We start from the raw sequence: 18,066 nt of genomic DNA, 5'->3' as shown, positions 1-18,066 counted from the left end.
GTTCATTCCCCTCGAAACAGCCCCTCAGGAGGCTCGTCATGAAACGTTCCAGGTTCGTCGTCGCGGCGTTCGCCGCGGTCACCGCCCTCTCCCTCACCGCCTGCGCCGGCGGTTCGAGCGACACCGTCGGAGCCGAGAGTGGTGGCGACGGGTCCGGCGGCACGATCAACCTCTACGCCTACGCCGTGCCCAAGGTCGGATTCGATTCGCTGATCCCCGCATTCGAGGCGACCGAAGAGGGCGAGGGTGTCGTCTTCCAGCAGTCCTACGGCGCCTCCGGAGACCAGTCCCGCAAGGTGCGCGACGGCGCCGAGGCCAACTTCGTGAACTTCTCCGTCGAGCCCGACATCACCCGCCTCGTCGAGGCCGGTCTCGTCGACGAGAACTGGAACGACAACGCCTACAACGGGATTCCGTTCGGATCGGTCGTCACCATCGTCGTCCGTGAGGGCAACCCGAAGAACATCCGCGACTGGGACGACCTGCTCCGTCCGGACGTCGAGGTCGTCACCCCCAACCCGTTCAGCTCGGGTTCGGCGAAGTGGAACCTGCTCGCGCCCTATGCCGCGAAGAGCAACGGCGGCGCCGACCCGCAGGCCGGCATCGACTACGTCACCGCATTGGTCACCGACCACGTGAAGGTGCAGCCGAAGTCCGGTCGCGAGGCCACCGAGACCTTCCTGCAGGGCACCGGCGACGTGCTGCTGAGCTACGAGAACGAGGCACTGTTCATCGAGCGCAACGGCGACCCCGTCGAGCACGTCACCCCGCCCGTCACCTTCAAGATCGAGAATCCCGCAGCGGTACTGAAGAACGCGAAGGACGTCGAGGTCGCGCAGGCGTTCAACGACTTCCTGTACACCCCCGAGGCGCAGCGCCTGTGGGCCGAGGCCGGCTTCCGGCCCGTCGATCCGACCGTCGCCGAGGAGTTCGCCGACGAGTTCCCGCAGCCGGAGAAGCTGTGGACCGTCGCCGATCTCGGTGGCTGGGAGACCGTGAACGAGGAGCTGTTCGCCGACAGCACCGGCACCATCGCGGTGATCTACGACAACGCGACGAAGTAGAGCGCGCGCGTGACCATCTCGGAACACACCGCCGGGTCGGGAGATTCGTCTCCCGCCCCGGCGGGTTCGCGTCGCGGGCCGTCCGCCGCGGCCCCCGCCCGACGGCGTCGCCGGATGTTCACCGGCGCCGTCGGGCCCCTCGGTATCGGCATCGCCACCCTGTGGTTGAGCCTGATCGTCCTGCTTCCCCTCGCGGCCCTGGCCTTCCACTCCGTCTCGGACGGTCTCGGGACCTTCGTCGATGCGATCACCGCTCCGGCCGCCCTGGCGACCCTGCGGATCACCGTCGTCGTCTCGCTGGTCGTCGCGGCGATCAACGCGGTGATGGGCACGGTGATCGCCTGGGTGCTCGTCCGCGACGAGTTCCCGGGGAAGAAGTTCGTCAACGCCCTCATCGATCTCCCCTTCGCCCTGCCGACGATCGTCGCGAGCATCGTGCTGCTCTCGCTGTACGGGCCGCAGAGCCCGATCGGTGTGCAGCTCAACGCGACCGAGCCGGGACTGGTGGTGGCGCTGGCATTCGTCACGCTGCCGTTCGTGGTGCGCTCGGTGCAGCCGGTGCTCATCGAGGCCGACCGTGAGGTCGAGGAGGCCGCCGCCTCGCTCGGAGCCGGCAACTTCACGATCTTCCGCACGGTCGTGCTGCCCGTGCTCGCACCGGCCGTCCTCGGCGGCACCGGCCTGGCGTTCGCCCGTGCCATCGGTGAGTACGGCTCGATCGTGCTCATCGGCGGCAACATCCCGTACAAGACCCAGGTCGCGTCGCAGTACATCCAACAGCAGATCGAGATCGACCGGCCGGTCAACGCCGCCGCGGTCTCCGTCGCGCTGCTGGTGATCGCCTTCGTCGTGCTGTTCGTCCTGCGCCTGGTCGCGAACCGGGGGCTGCGCCGAGAGGAGGACGACCGGTGAAACCGTCCGTCGCATCCCGACTGTCGCTGCGCTTCGTCGCGCTCGCCTATCTGTTCGTGCTGCTGCTCGTCCCGATCGGGGTGATCCTCTACCGCACCTTCGAGAACGGCATCGTGGCGTTCGCCGAGTCGATCAGCACTCCCGCCGCGATCTCGGCGCTGAACCTGTCGCTGCTGATCGTCGCGATCGTCGTTCCCGTGAACGTGATCTTCGGCATCGTCGTCGCGCTGGCCCTCGTCCGCGGCAGATTCCCGGGGAGAGGACTGCTGCAGGCCGTCGTCGACCTGCCCTTCGCGGTCTCGCCCATCGTCGTGGGTGTCGCCCTGATCATGCTGTGGGGCGCCAACGGCTGGTTCGGTGCCGTCGAGGATCTCGGCTTCAAGGTGATCTTCGGGCTGCCGGGCATGGTGCTCGCGACGATCTTCGTGACGCTGCCGTTCGTCGTGCGCGAGGTCGAACCGGTGCTGCGCGAGATCGGGGAGGAGCAGGAGCAGGCCGCCGCGACCCTCGGTGCGAACACCTGGCAGACCTTCTGGCGGATCACGCTGCCGGCGATCCGCTGGGGCCTGACCTACGGCATCGTCCTCACCGTCGCCCGGGCCCTCGGCGAGTTCGGCGCCGTCATCATGGTCTCGTCCGGCTTCCCCGGCGTCTCCCAGACCCTGACGTTGCTCGTGCACGCCCGGTACATCGACGACCACAACACCTTCGGCGCCTACAGCGCCGCGACCCTGCTCATGGCCATCGCGGTGATCGTCCTGCTGCTGATGACCCTGCTCGACCGGAAGAGGAGCACCGAATGATCACCGTCACCGGGGCGCGCAAGAACTACGGAGACTTCGCCGCACTCGACGACGTCGGCATCGACATCCCGTCCGGCTCGCTCACCGCCCTGCTCGGACCGTCCGGTTCGGGGAAGTCGACACTGCTGCGTTCGATCGCCGGCCTCGAGACCCTCGACGCGGGCACCGTCCACATCGCCGGCAAGGACGTCACCGGCGTCACCCCGCAGAAGCGCGACATCGGTTTCGTGTTCCAGCACTATGCCGCGTTCAAGCACATGACGGTGCGCGAGAACGTCGCCTTCGGACTCAAGATCCGCAAGCGACCCAAGGACGAGATCACGAAGCGGGTCGACGACCTGCTCGAGATCGTCGGGCTCGGGGGGTTCCAGCGACGCTATCCGGCGCAGTTGTCCGGCGGCCAGCGTCAGCGCATGGCCCTCGCCCGTGCCCTCGCCGTCGACCCGCAGGTGCTGCTGCTCGACGAACCGTTCGGCGCCCTGGACGCGAAGGTCCGCGCCGACCTGCGGACCTGGCTGCGCCGCCTGCACGACGAGGTGCACGTGACCACCGTGCTCGTCACGCACGACCAGGAAGAGGCGCTCGACGTCGCCGACCGCATCGCGGTGATGAACGCCGGACGCATCGAACAGGTCGGAACGCCGGAGGAACTCTACGATCGCCCGGCGAACAGCTTCGTGATGTCGTTCCTCGGGACGGTGTCCAAGCTCAACGGCGTGCTGGTGCGGCCGCACGACATCCGGCTCGCCCGGCGACCCGCGCTCTCCGACACCTCCGGCGGTTCGGTCGGTGTCACGCGGGCGACCGTCGAGCGTGTGGTCCGGCTGGGCTTCGAGGTCCGTGTCGAACTACGCAACGACGCGACCGGTGAGCAGTTCACGACGCAGATCACCCGCGGCGAAGCCCACGACCTGGGTCTCGTCGCGGGCGACACGGTCTACGCGCACGCTCCCGCCGCGTCGGAGACCGCCCCGCTCGGTACCGCCGCGCAGTAACCGAGCGGGGGACTCGAGGGTCACGCGGGTCGGCTCAGTGGGCCTCGGTCTCCGACCGGTGGTGGGCCCGGCAGATCATGACCGGACAGCAACTGTGGTGGATGAGTCCCTGGCTGCTCGAGCCGACCACCGCAGCGGCCAGCGGACTCCGGCCGTGGCTGCCCACCACCACGAGCTGGGCGCTCTTGGATTCCTCGAGCAGGACGATGTCGGGCTTGCCCCGCTCGACCCGGTAGGAGACCTCGACGTCGGGGAACCGCTCGGTGTGCCCGGAGGTATGCGACTTCATCTCCTCCCTCCGGTGCTCGACGTAGGCAGTCCAGTCCGTGAACCGTGATCCCTCGCCGTAGGTGAGCGTGGACTGCTCTGTCCACGTGTGGATCGCGACGAGCGGTGCCTCGAGCGCCGCTGCGGTCGCGAACGCGTGCTCGACGGCCTCCGCACTGACCTCGGTGCCGTCCACGCCGACGACGACCGGACGGCCGTCGGGTGGCTGGAATCCCTCGCGGCTGCGCCACGTCACCACCGGGCATTCGGCGTGGTTGGCGACCGACACGACGTCGGAGCGCCGCACCATCGACTGCCATTCGGTGGTGGTGGTGTGACCGAGGACGATCATCCGTGCCTCGCGCGACAGGTCGGTGAGCACGCGATCCGGCTTGCCCGACGGGGTGGACCGCCGGACCTCCACCCGGTCGACTGCGCCACGAACGGCTGCTTCCGCGGCGGTGAGAACGGCCTCCGACGGGTCGGTCCCGTTGTCGGAGGTGGGGGGATGAACGTGCACCAGGTCGATCGGTTCGCCGAGACGTCGGGCGACGCACGCGGCCCACCGGGCCGCATCGAGTGCGCTGTCCGATCCGTCGATGCCGACGACGATTCCGTGACCGACATTGGCTGTGCCCATGCTGCCTCCTCGCGTCACCGTCCAGTGTGGTACGGATCACAGTCTGCGCGCCAGCCCTGCGCGCCTCGGCACGCCGGAGCACGACCTCCCGGCAGTTAGTCGCCGACGGCGTCCTTGCCGCGCTGGACGATCTTCGGGTCGGCCGGGAAGACGATCTGACGGTCCTTGTCGTCGTACTCGAACTGGTTCAGGAAGAACCGCATCGCGTTGATCCGGGCCCGCTTCTTGTCGTTCGACTTGATCGTCGTCCACGGGGCGTGATCGGTGTCGGTGCGACGGAACATCTCTTCCTTCGCCTCGGTGTACTGGTCCCACTTGTCGAGCGATTCGAGGTCCATCTCCGACAGCTTCCAGCGGCGGACGGGGTCGAGCTGGCGAATCGCGAACCGCGTGCGCTGTTCGTTCTGCGTGACCGAGAACCAGAATTTGGTCAGCGAGATCCCGGCGTCGACGATGAGCTGCTCGAACATCGGGATCTGAGTGATGAAGCGTTCGTACTCGTCGTCGCTGCAGAACCCCATGACGCGTTCGACCCCGGCACGGTTGTACCAGGAGCGGTCGAACAGCACGAGCTCACCGGCGGTGGGGAAGTGCTGGATGTAGCGCTGCATGTACCACTGGCCCTGCTCGCGGTCGGACGGCTTGTTGAGCGCGACGGTCCGGGCGTGCCGGACGTTGATGTACTCCTGGAACCGCTTGATGGTGCCGCCCTTGCCGGCGGCGTCGCGACCTTCGAACACGATGATGTGCTTGGACCCGTTGTCCTTGGCCCACGACTGGAACTTCAGCAGTTCGATCTGCAGGAGGTACTTCTCGACCTCGTAGGTGGCGCGGTCCATCCGGGTGTCGTACGGATAGTTCTCCCGCCAGGTGTCGACGGCCCGGCCCTCGATGTCGATCAGATCGGGGTCCTCACCGTGGTCGTCGCGCACCGAATAGCCCTCCGTGCGGAGCCGGTCGATGTAGCGACGGAGTTCGTTCTGCACGCGAGGTCCTCCCGGATCACCGATGTCGTCGAACGACGACTGTGACTCCGTTGTAGCGGAGGAATGCGAATCGTGCGTGAACTCGGGCGGAGAGTCGGACGCGACTCAGGCGACGCGCAGTCCGCGCCGGCGGTGCACGGCCTCGGTGTAGCGCTGGGTGATCACCCGCGCGACGGCATCGTGCCGGGTGAGGGTCTCCGCGACCCGCACGTGCCCGAGACTCTCGGCCTCGGCGCAGGCGCGGTCCCACAGCAGTCCGGGGGCGAGGATCCACGGCGTCAGCACGACGGTGCGTGCGCCGCGGGAGGTGAGATCGGCGAGGGTCGTTCCGACCGACGGGCCGGTGGTGGCGAAGCACGCCGCGGCCTGCGTCCACGCCGTCCCGGCGAGGATGCGGGGCACGACGAGTTCTGTCGCCCGGTTCGCTTCGGGGCGCCGCGATCCCACCGCGCACACCGCGACACCGACGGACGGATCATCGACCGACACCCCCGTGGCCGTGATCAGGTCGCGAGCCGCGTCGACGAGGAGATCATCGTCGCCGAGGATCGGCGAGCACAGCACCTCGAGCAACGGATGACGTTGCTGCGCCTCGTGCAACAGGGCCGGCAGATCGACCCGCGCGTGGAAGGCGCTGCCGAGCAGCAGTGGCACCACCGCGACCTGCCGATGCCCGTCCGCGGCGAGCGCGTCGAGGACCTGCCCGACCGAGGGGGTGTTCAGGTCCAGGAACGCGAGTCGCACGTCCAGACCGGGGTTCTCGGCCCGGACGGTGTCGAGCGCGGCAGCCACGGCCCGCGCCGAACGCGGGTCGCGGCTGCCGTGCGCGACGGCGACGAGCGGCATCATGCCGGGACGCGGTCCCCGAGCTCGATGTCGGCGAGTCCGTCGCCCACGAGACCCGCAGCCAGGGTGTTGCCCCCGGCCGGATCGATGAGCAGGAAGCTGCCGCTACGGCGGTTGACGCGGTAGTCGTCCGCGGCGATCGGCTCGGCCACACGCACCGTGATGCGCGCGATCTCGTTGAGCTCGATGCTGTCCGGGCTCGGGACGGAGGAGAGGTTCTGCTCGTCGAACCGCTCGTCGATCGTGCCGACGATGGCCTGCGTGGTGCGGGTGCCGTGCTTGAGCAGCAGCCGGGCGCCGGGACGCAGCGGCTTCTCGGCGAGCCAGCACACGGTGGCCTCGAACTCCGACAGCGGCTCGGGTGCCGCCTCCGGGGTGGCGATGATGTCGCCGCGGGAGACGTCGACGTCGTCGGCGAGCACCAGGGTCACCGACCGGCCGGCGTGCGCGACATCGAATGCGCCGTCGGCACTGTCGATGCGCTCGACGGTGGTGCGGACACCGGACGGCAGCACGACGACCTCGTCGCCGGGGCGCACGGAGCCTGCCGCGACCTGACCGGCGTAGCCGCGGTAGTCGGGGAACTCGGCGGTGCGGGGACGGATCACGTACTGCACCGGGAAGCGCAGACCGGTCTCGTGCCGGCCGTGCACGTCGGCGTCGACGGGGACCGACTCGAGGTACTCGATGAGGGTCGGGCCGTCGTAGTAGGGGGTGTTCTCGCTGCGCACCGCCACGTTGTCGCCGTGCAGCGCGGAGACCGGGATCTCCTGCACGTCCTCGGGGGCCCAGCCGAGCGAGCTCGTCAGTTCGCCGAACTCGGCGGAGATCTGCGCGAACACCGAGGCCGGATCCTCGACGAGGTCGATCTTGTTGACCGCGAGGACGAGCTTCGGCACACCGAGCAGGGCCAGCACGGCGGCGTGCTTACGGGTCTGCGAGACGACACCCTTGCGCGCGTCGACCAGCAGGACGACGAGCTGTGCGGTGGACGCACCCGACACCGTGTTGCGGGTGTACTGGACGTGACCCGGCGTGTCGGCCAGGACGAAGCTGCGCTTCGGCGTCGCGAAGTAGCGGTAGGCCACGTCGATGGTGATGCCCTGCTCACGCTCGGCGCGCAGGCCGTCGACGAGCAGCGACAGGTCGGGGGTGTCGAGGCCGCGGTCGACCGACGCGCGGGTGACGGCGTCGATCTGGTCGGCGAGCACGGACTTGGTGTCGTAGAGCAGCCGGCCCACCAGGGTGGACTTGCCGTCGTCGACCGAACCGGCGGTGGCGAGGCGCAGCAGCTGCGTGTCGCTCTGCACGCTCCGCTCGTGAAGGTCGCTCATGATCAGAAATAGCCCTCTCGCTTGCGGTCTTCCATCGCCGCTTCGGAAACCCGGTCGTCGCCGCGGGTGGCGCCGCGCTCGGTCAGTCGTGATGCCGCGACCTCGGCGAGGATTTCCTCGTTCGTGGAGGCCTCGGACAGGATCGCGCCGGTGGTCGATCCGTCGCCGACGGTGCGGTAGCGCACCGAACGCGTCTCAAGCTCTTCGCCTTCGGCCGGACCACCCCAGACACCCGGGGTCATCCACATGCCGTCGCGGCGGTAGACGGGACGCTCGTGCGCGTAGTAGATGCTCGCCAGTTCGACGTTCTCGCGGGCGATGTAGCGCCAGATGTCGAGCTCGGTGAAGTTGCTCAGCGGGAAGACCCGCACGTGCTCACCCGGTGCGTGCTTCCCGTTGTACAGATTCCACAGCTCCGGACGCTGACGCTTCGGATCCCACTGGCCGAATGCGTTGCGCAGCGAGAAGATCCGCTCCTTGGCGCGCGAACGCTCCTCGTCGCGGCGGCCGCCGCCGAAGACGGCGTCGAACCGGTTCTCCGAGATCGCGTCGAGCAGCGGCACGGTCTGCAGCGGGTTGCGGATGCCGTCGGGACGCTCGGTGAGCCGGCCGTCGGCGAGGTAGTCCTCGACGCTCGCGACGTGCAGTCGCAGGTTGTACTTCTCGACGACGTGGTCGCGGAACTCGAGGACCTCGGGGAGGTTGTGGCCGGTGTCGACGTGCAACAGCGCGAAGGGCAGCGGCGCGGGCCAGAACGCCTTGATCGCGAGGTGCAGCAGGACGGTGGAGTCCTTGCCTCCCGAGAACAGGATGACGGGGCGCTCGAACTCGCCCGCGACCTCGCGGAAGACGTGGATCGCTTCCGACTCGAGGGCGTCGAGGGTGTCGAACCGGTTGCCGTCCAGCAGCGTCCGGGTCTCGGTGGGATTCGTATCGGTGAGTGTCATGAGGCGTGCAACCCGCATTCGGTCTTGGCTCGGCCGGCCCAGCGCCCGCTGCGCGGATCGGCTCCGGGAAGTGGTTTGGTGGTGCACGGGGCGCACCCGATGGACGGGTAGCCCTCGTCGACGAGGGGATTGACGAGGATCCCGTGTTCGTCGATGTAGTTCTGCATGTCCTCGTCGGACCATGCCGCGATCGGATTGATCTTCACCAGTCCGAACGCGTCGTCGAACGAGATCAGCGGTGCGTTCGCGCGGGTGGGCGCCTCGACACGGCGGATGCCGGTCACCCAGGCGCGGTAGCCCTTCAGGCTCTCCTTCAGCGGCACCACCTTGCGCAGACGGCAGCACTCGTTCGGGTCGCGAGCGAACAGATCCTTGCCGAGCAGGGCGTCCTGCTCCGCGACGGACTGCTGCGCCCGGGCGTCGACGATGTTCACGCCGTACACCTGCTCCACCGCATCGCGCGTGCCGAGCGTCTCGGCGAAGTGGTAGCCGGTGTCGAGGAACAGCACGTCCACGCCGGGGCGCTGCTGCGCGGCCAGATGGACCAGGACACCGTCCTGCATGTTGGACGCGACGATGTACCCGCTACGTCCACCGTCGGTGGTGGGGGTACCGAAGGTCTCGTCCGTCCACCGCAGGAGTTCCTGCGCCGACGCACCCTCGAGTTCTGCCGCCCCCTGCGCGGCAATACTCCGGAGCTCGTCGATGTTCGTATCGATCGTCATCGCGTCCCTTCCCGATCCGTCTTCGTGTCGACCGCTGCAGCAGTGCCCGTCATCGCAGGTCTGCCTCCTCGGCGCGGACGACCCATTCGCCGAAGCGCTCGCCGGGCGTGCGCTCCTTGACGAAGGTGCGCACCACCCGCTCGATGTAGTCGCCGAGCTCGGCGCTGGTGACCTTGTGCTGGCGCAGCTTGCGTCCGAACTTCGCGTCGAAGCCCAGCGCACCGCCGAGGTGCACCTGGAAACCCTCGACCTGGTTGCCCTCACCGTCGTCGACGAGCTGCCCCTTGAAGCCGATGTCGGCGATCTGGGAGCGCGCGCACGAGTTCGGGCAGCCGTTGATGTTGATCGTCACCGGGACGTCGAGCTGCGCGTTGATGTCGGCGAGACGCTCCTCGAGCTCGGGCACGAGGGCCTGCGAACGCTTGCGCGTCTCGACGAAGGACAGCTTGCAGAACTCGATTCCCGTGCACGCCATGAGGTTCTTGCGCCACGGCGACGGCGAGGCCGGCAGACCCAGCGCCTCGAGCTCGGTGACGAGCTGCTCGACCTTGTCGTCGGCCACGTCGAGCACGATCAGCTTCTGGTACGGCGTGAACCGGATCCGGTCCGAACCCGCACGTTCGGCGGCGTCGGCGACCTTCGACAGGATCGTGCCCGAGACACGACCGGCGATCGGCGCGACACCCACGGCGTTGAGGCCGTTGCGCAGCTTCTGGACACCGACGTGATCGATCGGACGCTCCGGTGCGGCCGGGGCCGGGCCGTCGATCAGCGGACGCTTCAGGTACTCGGTCTCGAGCACCTCGCGGAACTTCTCGATGCCCCAGTCCTTGATGAGGAACTTCAGGCGTGCCTTGGACCGCAGCCGGCGGTAGCCGTAGTCGCGGAAGATCGCGACGACGCCTTCCCACACATCGGCGACCTCCTCGAGCGGCACCCACGCGCCGACCCGCTGCGCGAGCATCGGGTTCGTGGACAGGCCGCCGCCGACCCACAGGTCGAAGCCGGGGCCGTGCTCGGGGTGCTCGACGCCGATGAAGGCGACGTCGTTGATCTCGTGCACGACGTCCTGCTGGCCGGAGATCGCGGTCTTGAATTTGCGCGGCAGGTTCGAGTACTCGGGGTTGCCGATGTAGCGGCGCACGATCTCGTCGATCGCCGGGGTGCCGTCGATGATCTCGTCGAGGGACTCACCGGCGAGCGGCGAACCGAGCACGACGCGGGGGCAGTCGCCGCACGCCTCGGTGGTCTTCAGGCCGACCGATTCGAGGCGACGCCAGATCTCGGGGACGTTCTCGACCTCGATCCAGTGGTACTGGACGTTCTCGCGGTCGGACAGGTCGGCGGTGTCGCGACCGAACTCGGTGGAGATACCGGCGATCGTCCGCAGCTGCGCGAGATTCAGGGCGCCGGCGTCGCAGCGCACCCGCATCATGAAGTACTTCGCCTCGAGCAGGTCGATGTTCTCGTCACCGGTGTAGGTGCCGTCGTAGCCCTGCTCGCGCTGGGTGTACAGACCCCACCAGCGGAAGCGGCCACGCAGATCGCTCTTGTCGATTCCGTCGAAACCGGTTTGCGCGTAGATGTTCTCGATGCGCTTGCGGACGTTGAGCGGGTTGTCGTCCTTCTTCGTCTGCTCGTTGGCGTTGAGCGGCTCCCGGTAACCGAGGGCCCACTGGCCCTCGGCGCGACGCTTGGCGGGACGCGCGCGGCGGGCGGGAGTGGCCGACTCGTCGGCGGGCGTGACGTCGGTGGTCGACGACATACAGGGTCTCCTGATATTCGCTGGAACCGGATCGACGAGCGCAGGAGGGGGCTGACCTCGTGCACGCATGCTTCGACCCGGCGGGATCTGGGATGTGCCGGGGAGTGCCGACTAGAGACAGTCGGCGCAGAGACAAGCGGCGCAAGGCAGACAACAGGATGCGCAGACGCGCTTGAAGTCGACGTGGCGTCGCGCCACGAGTCGCACTCCGTGTCCTGTCATGCGGACCATTGTGCCATGTCACCGGGGCGATTCCGAATTGCGGGCGGTATTTCCACCCAATTTTCGGGAAATGTCGAGGTAGGGGCGTCGCGCGCGGAACCGCCCTTCGGGTCTCTGGAACACTGGAGGGCGTGAACAGCACTGAGATCGGTCGACGCACCGGCACGGAAATCGGTATCGCGGGTCGTCCGGCCGGTCTCGAACTTCCCGCTTCGGCACTCGCCGGCGTGGGGACGCGACCGTTCGGCGTGTACGTGCACGTGCCCTTCTGCGCGACCCGCTGCGGCTACTGCGACTTCAACACCTACACGGCCGGGGAACTCGGCAGCGCGGCCTCGCCGCAGTCCTGGCTCGAGGGTCTGCGCCGCGAACTCGACGCCGGTGCCCGGCTGCTGTCCGAATCCGGACGACGGACTCCCGCCGCCGAGACGGTCTTCGTCGGCGGCGGAACGCCCTCGCTGCTCGGCGCGGACGGTCTCGCGCAGGTACTCGACGCGATCCGCGACTCGTTCGGGCTCGCCCCCGGCGCCGAGGTGACGACCGAATCGAACCCGGAGTCGACCTCCACGGAGTTCTTCTCGTCGATCCGCGAGGCCGGATACACCCGCGTGTCGCTCGGCATGCAGTCCGCGGCGCCCCACGTGCTGGCGGTCCTCGACCGCACCCACACACCCGGGCGTCCCGTCGCGGCGGCGAAGGAAGCGCGCGCGGCCGGTTTCGGCCACGTCAACCTCGATCTGATCTACGGCACTCCGGGCGAGCGCGACGCCGACCTCGACGCCTCCCTCGATGCCGTGCTCGAAGCGGGGGTCGACCATGTCTCGGCGTACGCGCTCATCGTCGAGGACGGCACCGCCCTCGCCCGCCGTGTCCGTCGCGGCGAGCTGCCGGCCCCGGACGACGACGTGCTCGCATCGCGGTACGAGCGGATCGACGCGCGACTCGCCGACGCCGGGATGACCTGGTACGAGGTGTCCAACTGGGCGAAGGCCGACGATCCGTCGGCGCGCTGCGCCCACAACCTCGGTTACTGGGACGGCGGCGACTGGTGGGGCGCCGGGCCGGGCGCGCACAGCCATGTCGGCGGCGTGCGCTGGTGGAACGTCAAGCATCCGGCCCGCTACGCGTCGACCCTCGCCGACGGAGCCCTGCCCGTTGCGGGAAGCGAACATCTCACGGCCGAGGACCGGCACACCGAACTCGTCATGCTCACCGTGCGGCTGCGCACGGGCCTGCCGTTGTCGGAGCTCGACGACGGTGAGCGCGTCGCGGCGGAGACGGTGGTCGCCGACGGGCTCGCTGTGGAGCGCGACGATCATCTCGTGCTGACCGACCGGGGCAGGCTGCTCGCCGACGCGGTGGTCCGCACCATCCTGCTCGGCGCGGACGACTGACCGTCCGGTCGCGTCACGCCGCTCCGACCGACCGGTCGCGTCATGCCGCTCCGATGCGCTCCGAGTCGTAGACCGACAGCCGCCCACGGTTCTCGACCACCGACACCCAGCGCTTCTCCGACTCGGTCCGGCCGTCGACGGTGACGAACGTCAGGGTGACGATCACACTCGACGCATCGCGGGGCTCCACGGCATCCACCGAGACGGACCGGATCGTCGGCCAGAACTCCTCGAAGCCGGCCCGGCCGACCTTTCCCGCGTAGTGGGGATCGAACAACGCCCAGGCCTGTTCGGTGTCGTCCGGGAGCAACGCGTAGTAGTCCCGCACGAAGGTCGCCATGCGCTCGAAACTCGGCGGTGACTCCGACGAGGTCGGTTCGGGTGACGTCGATCCGGGTGAGGACGGAACGGTGGAGGGTGTCGAGGTCTCCGCCGGGAGTGGACTCGTGGCACCGGCGGACGGCGAGTCGCCGGTGTCCCGCCCGAGGACGAAGGCGAGCACCGCCCCCACTGCGATCACCGCGGCGGCGACCGCGAGTGCCACGACCGCACCGCGGCGCGGTGCACGCGCCGAAGGTGGGGGAGGAGGCCCCATCGGGGGTCGGTTCGGGAAGGTCGGCGGGCCCGTCCAGCTCGACGGGTTCACCGCGGTCGGCGGGATCACCGCCGTGGGCGGCGGTCCGGGCTCGACCTTCCGGAGCGGGACCGGTGCCCCGCGCGGCGGCCGTCGGTCCATCGTGCTCCGAGCCAGGTCCTCGGCGAGTTCACCGGCCCGGCGATACCGATCCTCGACCCGCTTGGCCATCCCACGTGCGACGACGCCGTCCAGCGCGGCGGGGAGGCCGGGCACGAGGTCGGTCGGACGCGGCGGCGGTTTCGTCAGATGGGAGGCGACGTGCTGGGCGGTGCTGTCGGTGGCGAACGGTGCTCGTCCGGTGAGGCACTGGAACAACACGCAGGTCAGCGCGTAAATGTCGGAACCCGGCCCGGATCGGCCGTCGAAGCGTTCCGGGGCCATGTAGGCGAGAGTGCCGATCGCCCCGGCCTCGCGGGTGAGCGCGGTCTGACCGTCGGCATGTGCGATCCCGAAGTCGATCAGATAGGTATGGCCGCTGGGGTGCAGCACGATGTTGGCCGGTTTGACGTCCCGGTGCACCAGTCCCGCATCGTGTGCGGCGTCGAGAGCCGCAGCGACCTGGCCGATCACGCGCACGGTGCGGTCGAGCGGCAGGGAACCTTCACGTCGTAGGACGGTGCCGAGATCCTCGCCCTCGAGCAGGGCCATGTCGATGTACAGCCGTCCGTCGATCTCACCGAAATTGTGGATCGGGACGATGTTCGGATGGCGGAGCTTGGAGACGGCCCGGGCCTCACGATCGAAACGCGCGCGGTATCCGGCGTCGTCGGCGAGTTCCGGCGGCAGGACCTTGACCGCGACCTGACGATCGGTGACCGAGTCGAATGCGCACCACACCTGACCCATCCCGCCCTGGCCGAGCCGGGTCTGCAGTTCGTAGCGGCCGAACGTCTCGCCCATGCCATTCCTTCCCGGTCGGTGTCCGAGAGCTCGGGCGGTCCGTCGGACGTCGGTCGAAACGGGGCGAATCCACCCCTGATCGGGCTATGCGGGAGACGGGCCCCGAACCTCGGCGCCCGGGTCGGGCACGCCACCGGGAATCAGCACGTCGTACTCGAAGACACGCACGTGCAGCACCGGCCGGTTCCGCAGCGCGGACTGCACGGCACGGTGGAGCCCGTCCTCGAGGTACAGCACGCCCTGCCACTGGACGGCGTGTGGGAACAGATCGCCGTAGAAGGTCGAGTCCTCCGACAACAGCCGGTCGAGTTCGAGCACCTTCGTCGTCGTGACGATCTCGTCGAGGCGCACCTGGCGGGGCGGAATCCTCGACCAGTCGCGCAGAGACAGTCCGTGATCGGGATACGGTTTGCCGTCCCGGACGCCCTTGAAGATCATGCGGACACATTACGGGGGACGCGCCGACGGCGTCGCCTCCGGTTCGGGGTGGTGTCGCACACGTGCCCGACACCTTCGAGGTCGTCGCGCGATTAGACTGGCAGGGTACGGCCCCGAGAGGTGCAGTCCTGCAGGCGGCGGAAACGGAGGTGGCGGGTTGTCGAGTACCGAGGAGCGGAGATTCAAGGTCTTGCGCGCCATCGTGGCGGATTACGTGTCCACCAAGGAGCCGATCGGCTCCAAGACTCTCGTCGACCGGCACAACCTCGGTGTGTCCAGCGCCACGGTCCGTAACGACATGGCTGTGCTCGAAGCAGAGGGATACATCACACAGACCCACACGAGCTCGGGACGCGTGCCCACCGACAAGGGCTACCGCCAGTTCGTCGACAGGATCGCGGAGGTCAAACCGCTCTCGTCGGCCGAGCGCCGCGCGATCCTGCAGTTCCTCGAATCGGGCGTCGACCTGGACGACGTGCTGCGCCGCGCGGTGCGGTTGCTCGCGCAGCTCACCCGCCAGGTCGCGGTCGTGCAGTACCCGACGCTCTCGGCGTCGTCCGTGCGACATCTCGAGGTGGTCGGGCTGACACCGGCGCGGCTGCTGCTCGTGCTCATCACCGACTCGGGCCGCGTCGATCAGCGCATCGTCGAACTCGGCGACGTGATCGACGAGGACGGCCTGTCGCGGCTGCGTGAGCTGCTCGGTGGGGCATTGACGGGCAAGCGGCTCGCCGCGGCTTCCGTCGCGGTCACCGAGCTCGCCGACAACGCACCGGACGATCTGCGCGACGCGCTCATCCGGTGCACCACCGTGCTGGTGGAGACCCTCGTCGAGCACCCCGAGGAGCGTCTCGTGCTCGGAGGCACCGCCAATCTCACCCGTAACGCCGCCGACTTCGACGGCCACGGGATAGTGCCGGGTTCGTTGCGCACGGTCCTCGAAGCCCTCGAGGAGCAGGTCGTGGTGCTCAAACTGCTCGCGTCCAGCCAGGACGCCGGCCGGGTCACCGTCCGCATCGGTGAGGAGACCCAGTTCGAGGAGATGCGCACCACCTCGGTCGTGTCCACCGGTTACGGGGCCGCGGGTACGGTCTTCGGTGGTCTGGGGGTGCTCGGCCCCACCCGGATGGACTATCCGGGAACCATCGCATCGGTCGCCACCGTTGCGAGATATATCGGTGAGGTGCTCGGCGAACGCTGAGCACCGTCCATTTTGCTCTGTAGAACGACGTAAGGACGAGAACCAAACGTGGCACGGGACTACTACGGGACGCTCGGCGTGTCCAAGAACGCGACCGACCAGGAGATCAAACGGGCGTACCGCAAGTTGGCGCGCGAGCACCACCCGGATGTGAACCCCGACGAGTCGGCGCAGAAGCGTTTCCAGGAGATCTCGGCCGCCTACGAGGTGCTGTCGGATCCCGAGAAGCGACGCATCGTCGACCTCGGCGGCGACCCGCTCGAACCCGGTGGCGGCGGTGCGGGCGGCTTCGGCGGCGCCGGCTTCGGTGGTGGCCTCGGCGACGTCTTCGAGGCGTTCTTCGGTGGCGGCGCCGGCGGTTCCCGCGGGCCGCGCGGCCGCGTCCAGCCCGGCGCCGACTCGCTGCTCCGCACCCGCCTGACCCTCGAGGAATGCGCTCGCGGCGTCACCAAGACGGTCACGGTCGACACCGCGATCCTGTGCGACGCGTGCACCGGTTCCGGCACCCACGGCGACTCGAAGCCCGTGCGCTGCGAGACCTGCGGCGGTGCCGGCGAGGTCCAGTCCGTCCAGCGTTCCTTCCTCGGCCAGGTCATGACCTCCCGACCGTGCCCCACCTGTCGCGGTGTCGGCGAGACGATCCCGGATCCCTGCCGCAAGTGCGGCGGCGACGGCCGCGTGCGTGCCCGCCGCGAGATCACCGTCAAGGTGCCCGCCGGTGTCGGCAACGGGATGCGCATCCGACTCGCAGCCCAGGGCGAGGTCGGCCCCGGCGGCGGACCCGCCGGCGATCTCTACGTCGAGGTGCTCGAACAGCAGCACGAGGTCTTCGTGCGCGACGGCGACGACCTGCACTGCACCATCCGCGTGCCCATGGTCGACGCTGCGCTCGGCACCAAGGTGACGGTCGAGACCATCCTCGACGGCCCCACCGAGATCACCATCGATCCCGGCACCCAGCCCGGTTCGGTCTCGGTGCTGCGCGGCCACGGCATGCCGAAGCTGCGCTCGGGTACGCGCGGCGACCTGCACGCGCATCTCGAGGTCGTGGTGCCGAGCAAGCTCGATCACAAGCAGACGAAGCTGCTCGAGGACCTGCGCCGGCACAGCGACCGGGAGCACGTCGAGGTCGTGACCACGGGTTCGCAGAACACCGGCGGCCTGTTCTCGCGCCTGCGCGACGCGTTCAGCGCCCGCTAGGTCGCTCGGGTGGCCGCGACACTGTTCTACCTCGACCCGCTGCCCGACGAGGGGCAGACGGCCGTTCTCGACGGCAAGGAGGGCCGGCACGCCGCGACGGTGCGCCGTATCGCGGTCGGCGAGCGGCTCGTGTTGTCCGACGGTGCCGGTGAGGTCGCCGACGTCGAGGTCACGGCGGTCGCGAAGGACCGGCTCGAAGCGCTCGTGCTCGATCGTCGCGTCGTCGATCCGCCCCGTCCGAGCGTGACCGTCGTGCAGGCGCTGCCGAAATCCGACCGGTCCGAACTCGCCGTCGAACTGGCCACCGAGGCCGGCGCCGACGAGTTCGTGCCGTGGCAGTCGGCGCGCTGCGTCGCACGGTGGGATGCCAAGGCGGACAAGGGTGTTGCCAAGTGGCAGGCGGTCGCGACGTCCGCGGCGAAGCAGTCGCGGCGCGCGCACGTGCCGACGGTCGTCGGCTTGCACCGCACACCCGAGGTCGTCGCCCGGGTCCGCTCGGCCGTCGAGCGCGGCGACGTCGTCGCGGTGCTCCACGAATCCGCCACGATCCCCTTTGCCGATCTGCCGGTGCGCGACGCCGATTCGCTGACGCTGATCGTCGGTCCCGAAGGGGGACTCGACGACGCGGAGGTCGAGACCCTCGTCGACGCGGGAGCGGTGGCGGTCGGTCTCGGCCCCACGGTGCTGCGCACCTCGACCGCCGCGGCCGTCGCCCTCGGCGCGATCGGTGTGATGACCGACCGGTGGCGGACCAGGCCCTTGCACTGAGGGATCGCTTGCGGGTCCCGAT

The 18,066-nt window shown here is 68.9% G+C and carries 17 protein-coding genes; 8 read left to right on the top strand and 9 right to left on the bottom strand.

Annotation, left to right across the window (positions count from 1 at the left end):
• Positions 1-38: 38 nt before the first annotated feature.
• The 4 genes from C6Y44_RS16180 to C6Y44_RS16165 all read left to right on the top strand — a co-directional run bounded on the left by C6Y44_RS16180 (position 39) and on the right by C6Y44_RS16165 (position 3,774).
• Positions 39-1,064: a sulfate ABC transporter substrate-binding protein gene (locus C6Y44_RS16180; protein WP_120279717.1), complete on the top strand. Its 1,026-nt coding sequence runs from the start codon at positions 39-41 to the stop codon at positions 1,062-1,064.
• A gap of 114 nt (positions 1,065-1,178) precedes the next feature.
• Positions 1,179-1,976, top strand: a complete 798-nt coding sequence (gene cysT, locus C6Y44_RS16175; RefSeq protein WP_016694104.1) for a sulfate ABC transporter permease subunit CysT — start codon at positions 1,179-1,181, stop codon at positions 1,974-1,976.
• The gene (gene cysW, locus C6Y44_RS16170; RefSeq protein WP_016694106.1) at positions 1,973-2,779 is read left to right on the top strand and encodes a sulfate ABC transporter permease subunit CysW; all 807 of its coding nucleotides are present in this window, start codon (positions 1,973-1,975) and stop codon (positions 2,777-2,779) included. The genes cysT and cysW overlap by 4 nt, the downstream gene beginning before the upstream one ends.
• Positions 2,776-3,774 (top strand): sulfate/molybdate ABC transporter ATP-binding protein, encoded by a 999-nt coding sequence (locus C6Y44_RS16165; RefSeq protein ID WP_159417977.1) that lies wholly within the window; start codon positions 2,776-2,778, stop codon positions 3,772-3,774. Before cysW ends, C6Y44_RS16165 begins: the two co-directional genes overlap by 4 nt.
• Before the next feature lie 34 nt (positions 3,775-3,808).
• On the opposite strand, the gene C6Y44_RS16160 is transcribed toward C6Y44_RS16165, so the two are convergent.
• The 7 genes from C6Y44_RS16160 to C6Y44_RS16130 form a co-directional block, all read right to left on the bottom strand.
• Positions 3,809-4,681 carry a universal stress protein gene (locus C6Y44_RS16160; RefSeq protein WP_120279714.1) on the bottom strand — a complete coding sequence of 291 codons (873 nt, stop codon included), beginning with the start codon at positions 4,679-4,681 and terminating at the stop codon, positions 3,809-3,811.
• Positions 4,682-4,776: 95 nt separating this feature from the next.
• A complete protein-coding gene (gene ppk2, locus C6Y44_RS16155) occupies positions 4,777-5,667 on the bottom strand; it encodes a polyphosphate kinase 2 (protein ID WP_120279713.1) in 891 nt (296 codons plus the stop codon).
• 105 nt (positions 5,668-5,772) lie between these two features.
• A complete protein-coding gene (locus C6Y44_RS16150; RefSeq protein ID WP_120279712.1) occupies positions 5,773-6,516 on the bottom strand; it encodes a sirohydrochlorin chelatase in 744 nt (247 codons plus the stop codon).
• Positions 6,513-7,847 carry a sulfate adenylyltransferase subunit 1 gene (locus C6Y44_RS16145; RefSeq protein WP_120279711.1) on the bottom strand — a complete coding sequence of 445 codons (1,335 nt, stop codon included), beginning with the start codon at positions 7,845-7,847 and terminating at the stop codon, positions 6,513-6,515. Before C6Y44_RS16145 ends, C6Y44_RS16150 begins: the two co-directional genes overlap by 4 nt.
• Before the next feature lie 2 nt (positions 7,848-7,849).
• A complete protein-coding gene (gene cysD, locus C6Y44_RS16140; RefSeq protein WP_060651483.1) occupies positions 7,850-8,794 on the bottom strand; it encodes a sulfate adenylyltransferase subunit CysD in 945 nt (314 codons plus the stop codon).
• Positions 8,791-9,519, bottom strand: coding sequence for a phosphoadenylyl-sulfate reductase (locus tag C6Y44_RS16135; RefSeq protein ID WP_159417978.1), 729 nt, complete (start codon positions 9,517-9,519; stop codon positions 8,791-8,793). The genes cysD and C6Y44_RS16135 overlap by 4 nt, the downstream gene beginning before the upstream one ends.
• A gap of 49 nt (positions 9,520-9,568) precedes the next feature.
• On the bottom strand, positions 9,569-11,284 hold the full coding sequence (locus C6Y44_RS16130; protein WP_159417979.1) for a nitrite/sulfite reductase: 1,716 nt from the start codon (positions 11,282-11,284) through the stop codon (positions 9,569-9,571).
• Between the two features lie 392 nt (positions 11,285-11,676).
• Between C6Y44_RS16130 and hemW the strand changes: the two genes are divergently transcribed.
• Positions 11,677-12,900, top strand: a complete 1,224-nt coding sequence (hemW, locus tag C6Y44_RS16125; RefSeq protein WP_174247130.1) for a radical SAM family heme chaperone HemW — start codon at positions 11,677-11,679, stop codon at positions 12,898-12,900.
• 40 nt (positions 12,901-12,940) lie between these two features.
• Here the strand turns inward: hemW and C6Y44_RS16120 are convergent, their stop codons facing one another.
• Together C6Y44_RS16120 and C6Y44_RS16115 are read right to left on the bottom strand one after the other, a co-directional pair.
• Positions 12,941-14,437: a serine/threonine-protein kinase gene (locus C6Y44_RS16120; RefSeq protein ID WP_159417981.1), complete on the bottom strand. Its 1,497-nt coding sequence runs from the start codon at positions 14,435-14,437 to the stop codon at positions 12,941-12,943.
• An 84-nt stretch (positions 14,438-14,521) separates the two neighbouring features.
• Positions 14,522-14,875 carry a type II toxin-antitoxin system VapB family antitoxin gene (locus C6Y44_RS16115; protein WP_060651486.1) on the bottom strand — a complete coding sequence of 118 codons (354 nt, stop codon included), beginning with the start codon at positions 14,873-14,875 and terminating at the stop codon, positions 14,522-14,524.
• A 157-nt stretch (positions 14,876-15,032) separates the two neighbouring features.
• Here C6Y44_RS16115 and hrcA point away from each other — a divergent pair, with 157 nt between their 5' ends.
• Genes hrcA through C6Y44_RS16100 form a run of 3 tightly spaced genes read left to right on the top strand, consistent with a single transcriptional unit; the run spans position 15,033 to position 18,044 of the window.
• Complete coding sequence (gene hrcA, locus C6Y44_RS16110; protein WP_088897214.1) at positions 15,033-16,076, top strand: heat-inducible transcriptional repressor HrcA; 1,044 nt, start codon at positions 15,033-15,035, stop codon at positions 16,074-16,076.
• Positions 16,077-16,124: 48 nt separating this feature from the next.
• A complete protein-coding gene (gene dnaJ, locus C6Y44_RS16105) occupies positions 16,125-17,276 on the top strand; it encodes a molecular chaperone DnaJ (protein WP_059380830.1) in 1,152 nt (383 codons plus the stop codon).
• Between the two features lie 9 nt (positions 17,277-17,285).
• Positions 17,286-18,044, top strand: coding sequence for a 16S rRNA (uracil(1498)-N(3))-methyltransferase (locus tag C6Y44_RS16100; RefSeq protein WP_159417982.1), 759 nt, complete (start codon positions 17,286-17,288; stop codon positions 18,042-18,044).
• Positions 18,045-18,066 lie beyond the last annotated feature (22 nt).

The organism is Rhodococcus rhodochrous, assembly GCF_014854695.1.
Lineage (GTDB): Bacteria > Actinomycetota > Actinomycetes > Mycobacteriales > Mycobacteriaceae > Rhodococcus.
This window is presented reverse-complemented; position numbering and strand designations above follow the sequence as displayed.

Coding starts and splice junctions, on each gene's coding strand:
- C6Y44_RS16180 (WP_120279717.1), top strand. CDS start 39: ATGAAACGTTCCAGGTTCGTCGTCGCGGCGTTCGCCGCGGTCACCGCC.
- cysT (WP_016694104.1), top strand. CDS start 1,179: ATGTTCACCGGCGCCGTCGGGCCCCTCGGTATCGGCATCGCCACCCTG.
- C6Y44_RS16165 (WP_159417977.1), top strand. CDS start 2,776: ATGATCACCGTCACCGGGGCGCGCAAGAACTACGGAGACTTCGCCGCA.
- C6Y44_RS16160 (WP_120279714.1), bottom strand. CDS start 4,681: ATGGGCACAGCCAATGTCGGTCACGGAATCGTCGTCGGCATCGACGGA.
- C6Y44_RS16150 (WP_120279712.1), bottom strand. CDS start 6,516: ATGATGCCGCTCGTCGCCGTCGCGCACGGCAGCCGCGACCCGCGTTCG.
- C6Y44_RS16145 (WP_120279711.1), bottom strand. CDS start 7,847: ATGAGCGACCTTCACGAGCGGAGCGTGCAGAGCGACACGCAGCTGCTG.
- cysD (WP_060651483.1), bottom strand. CDS start 8,794: ATGACACTCACCGATACGAATCCCACCGAGACCCGGACGCTGCTGGAC.
- C6Y44_RS16135 (WP_159417978.1), bottom strand. CDS start 9,519: ATGACGATCGATACGAACATCGACGAGCTCCGGAGTATTGCCGCGCAG.
- C6Y44_RS16130 (WP_159417979.1), bottom strand. CDS start 11,284: ATGTCGTCGACCACCGACGTCACGCCCGCCGACGAGTCGGCCACTCCC.
- C6Y44_RS16120 (WP_159417981.1), bottom strand. CDS start 14,437: ATGGGCGAGACGTTCGGCCGCTACGAACTGCAGACCCGGCTCGGCCAG.
- C6Y44_RS16115 (WP_060651486.1), bottom strand. CDS start 14,875: ATGATCTTCAAGGGCGTCCGGGACGGCAAACCGTATCCCGATCACGGA.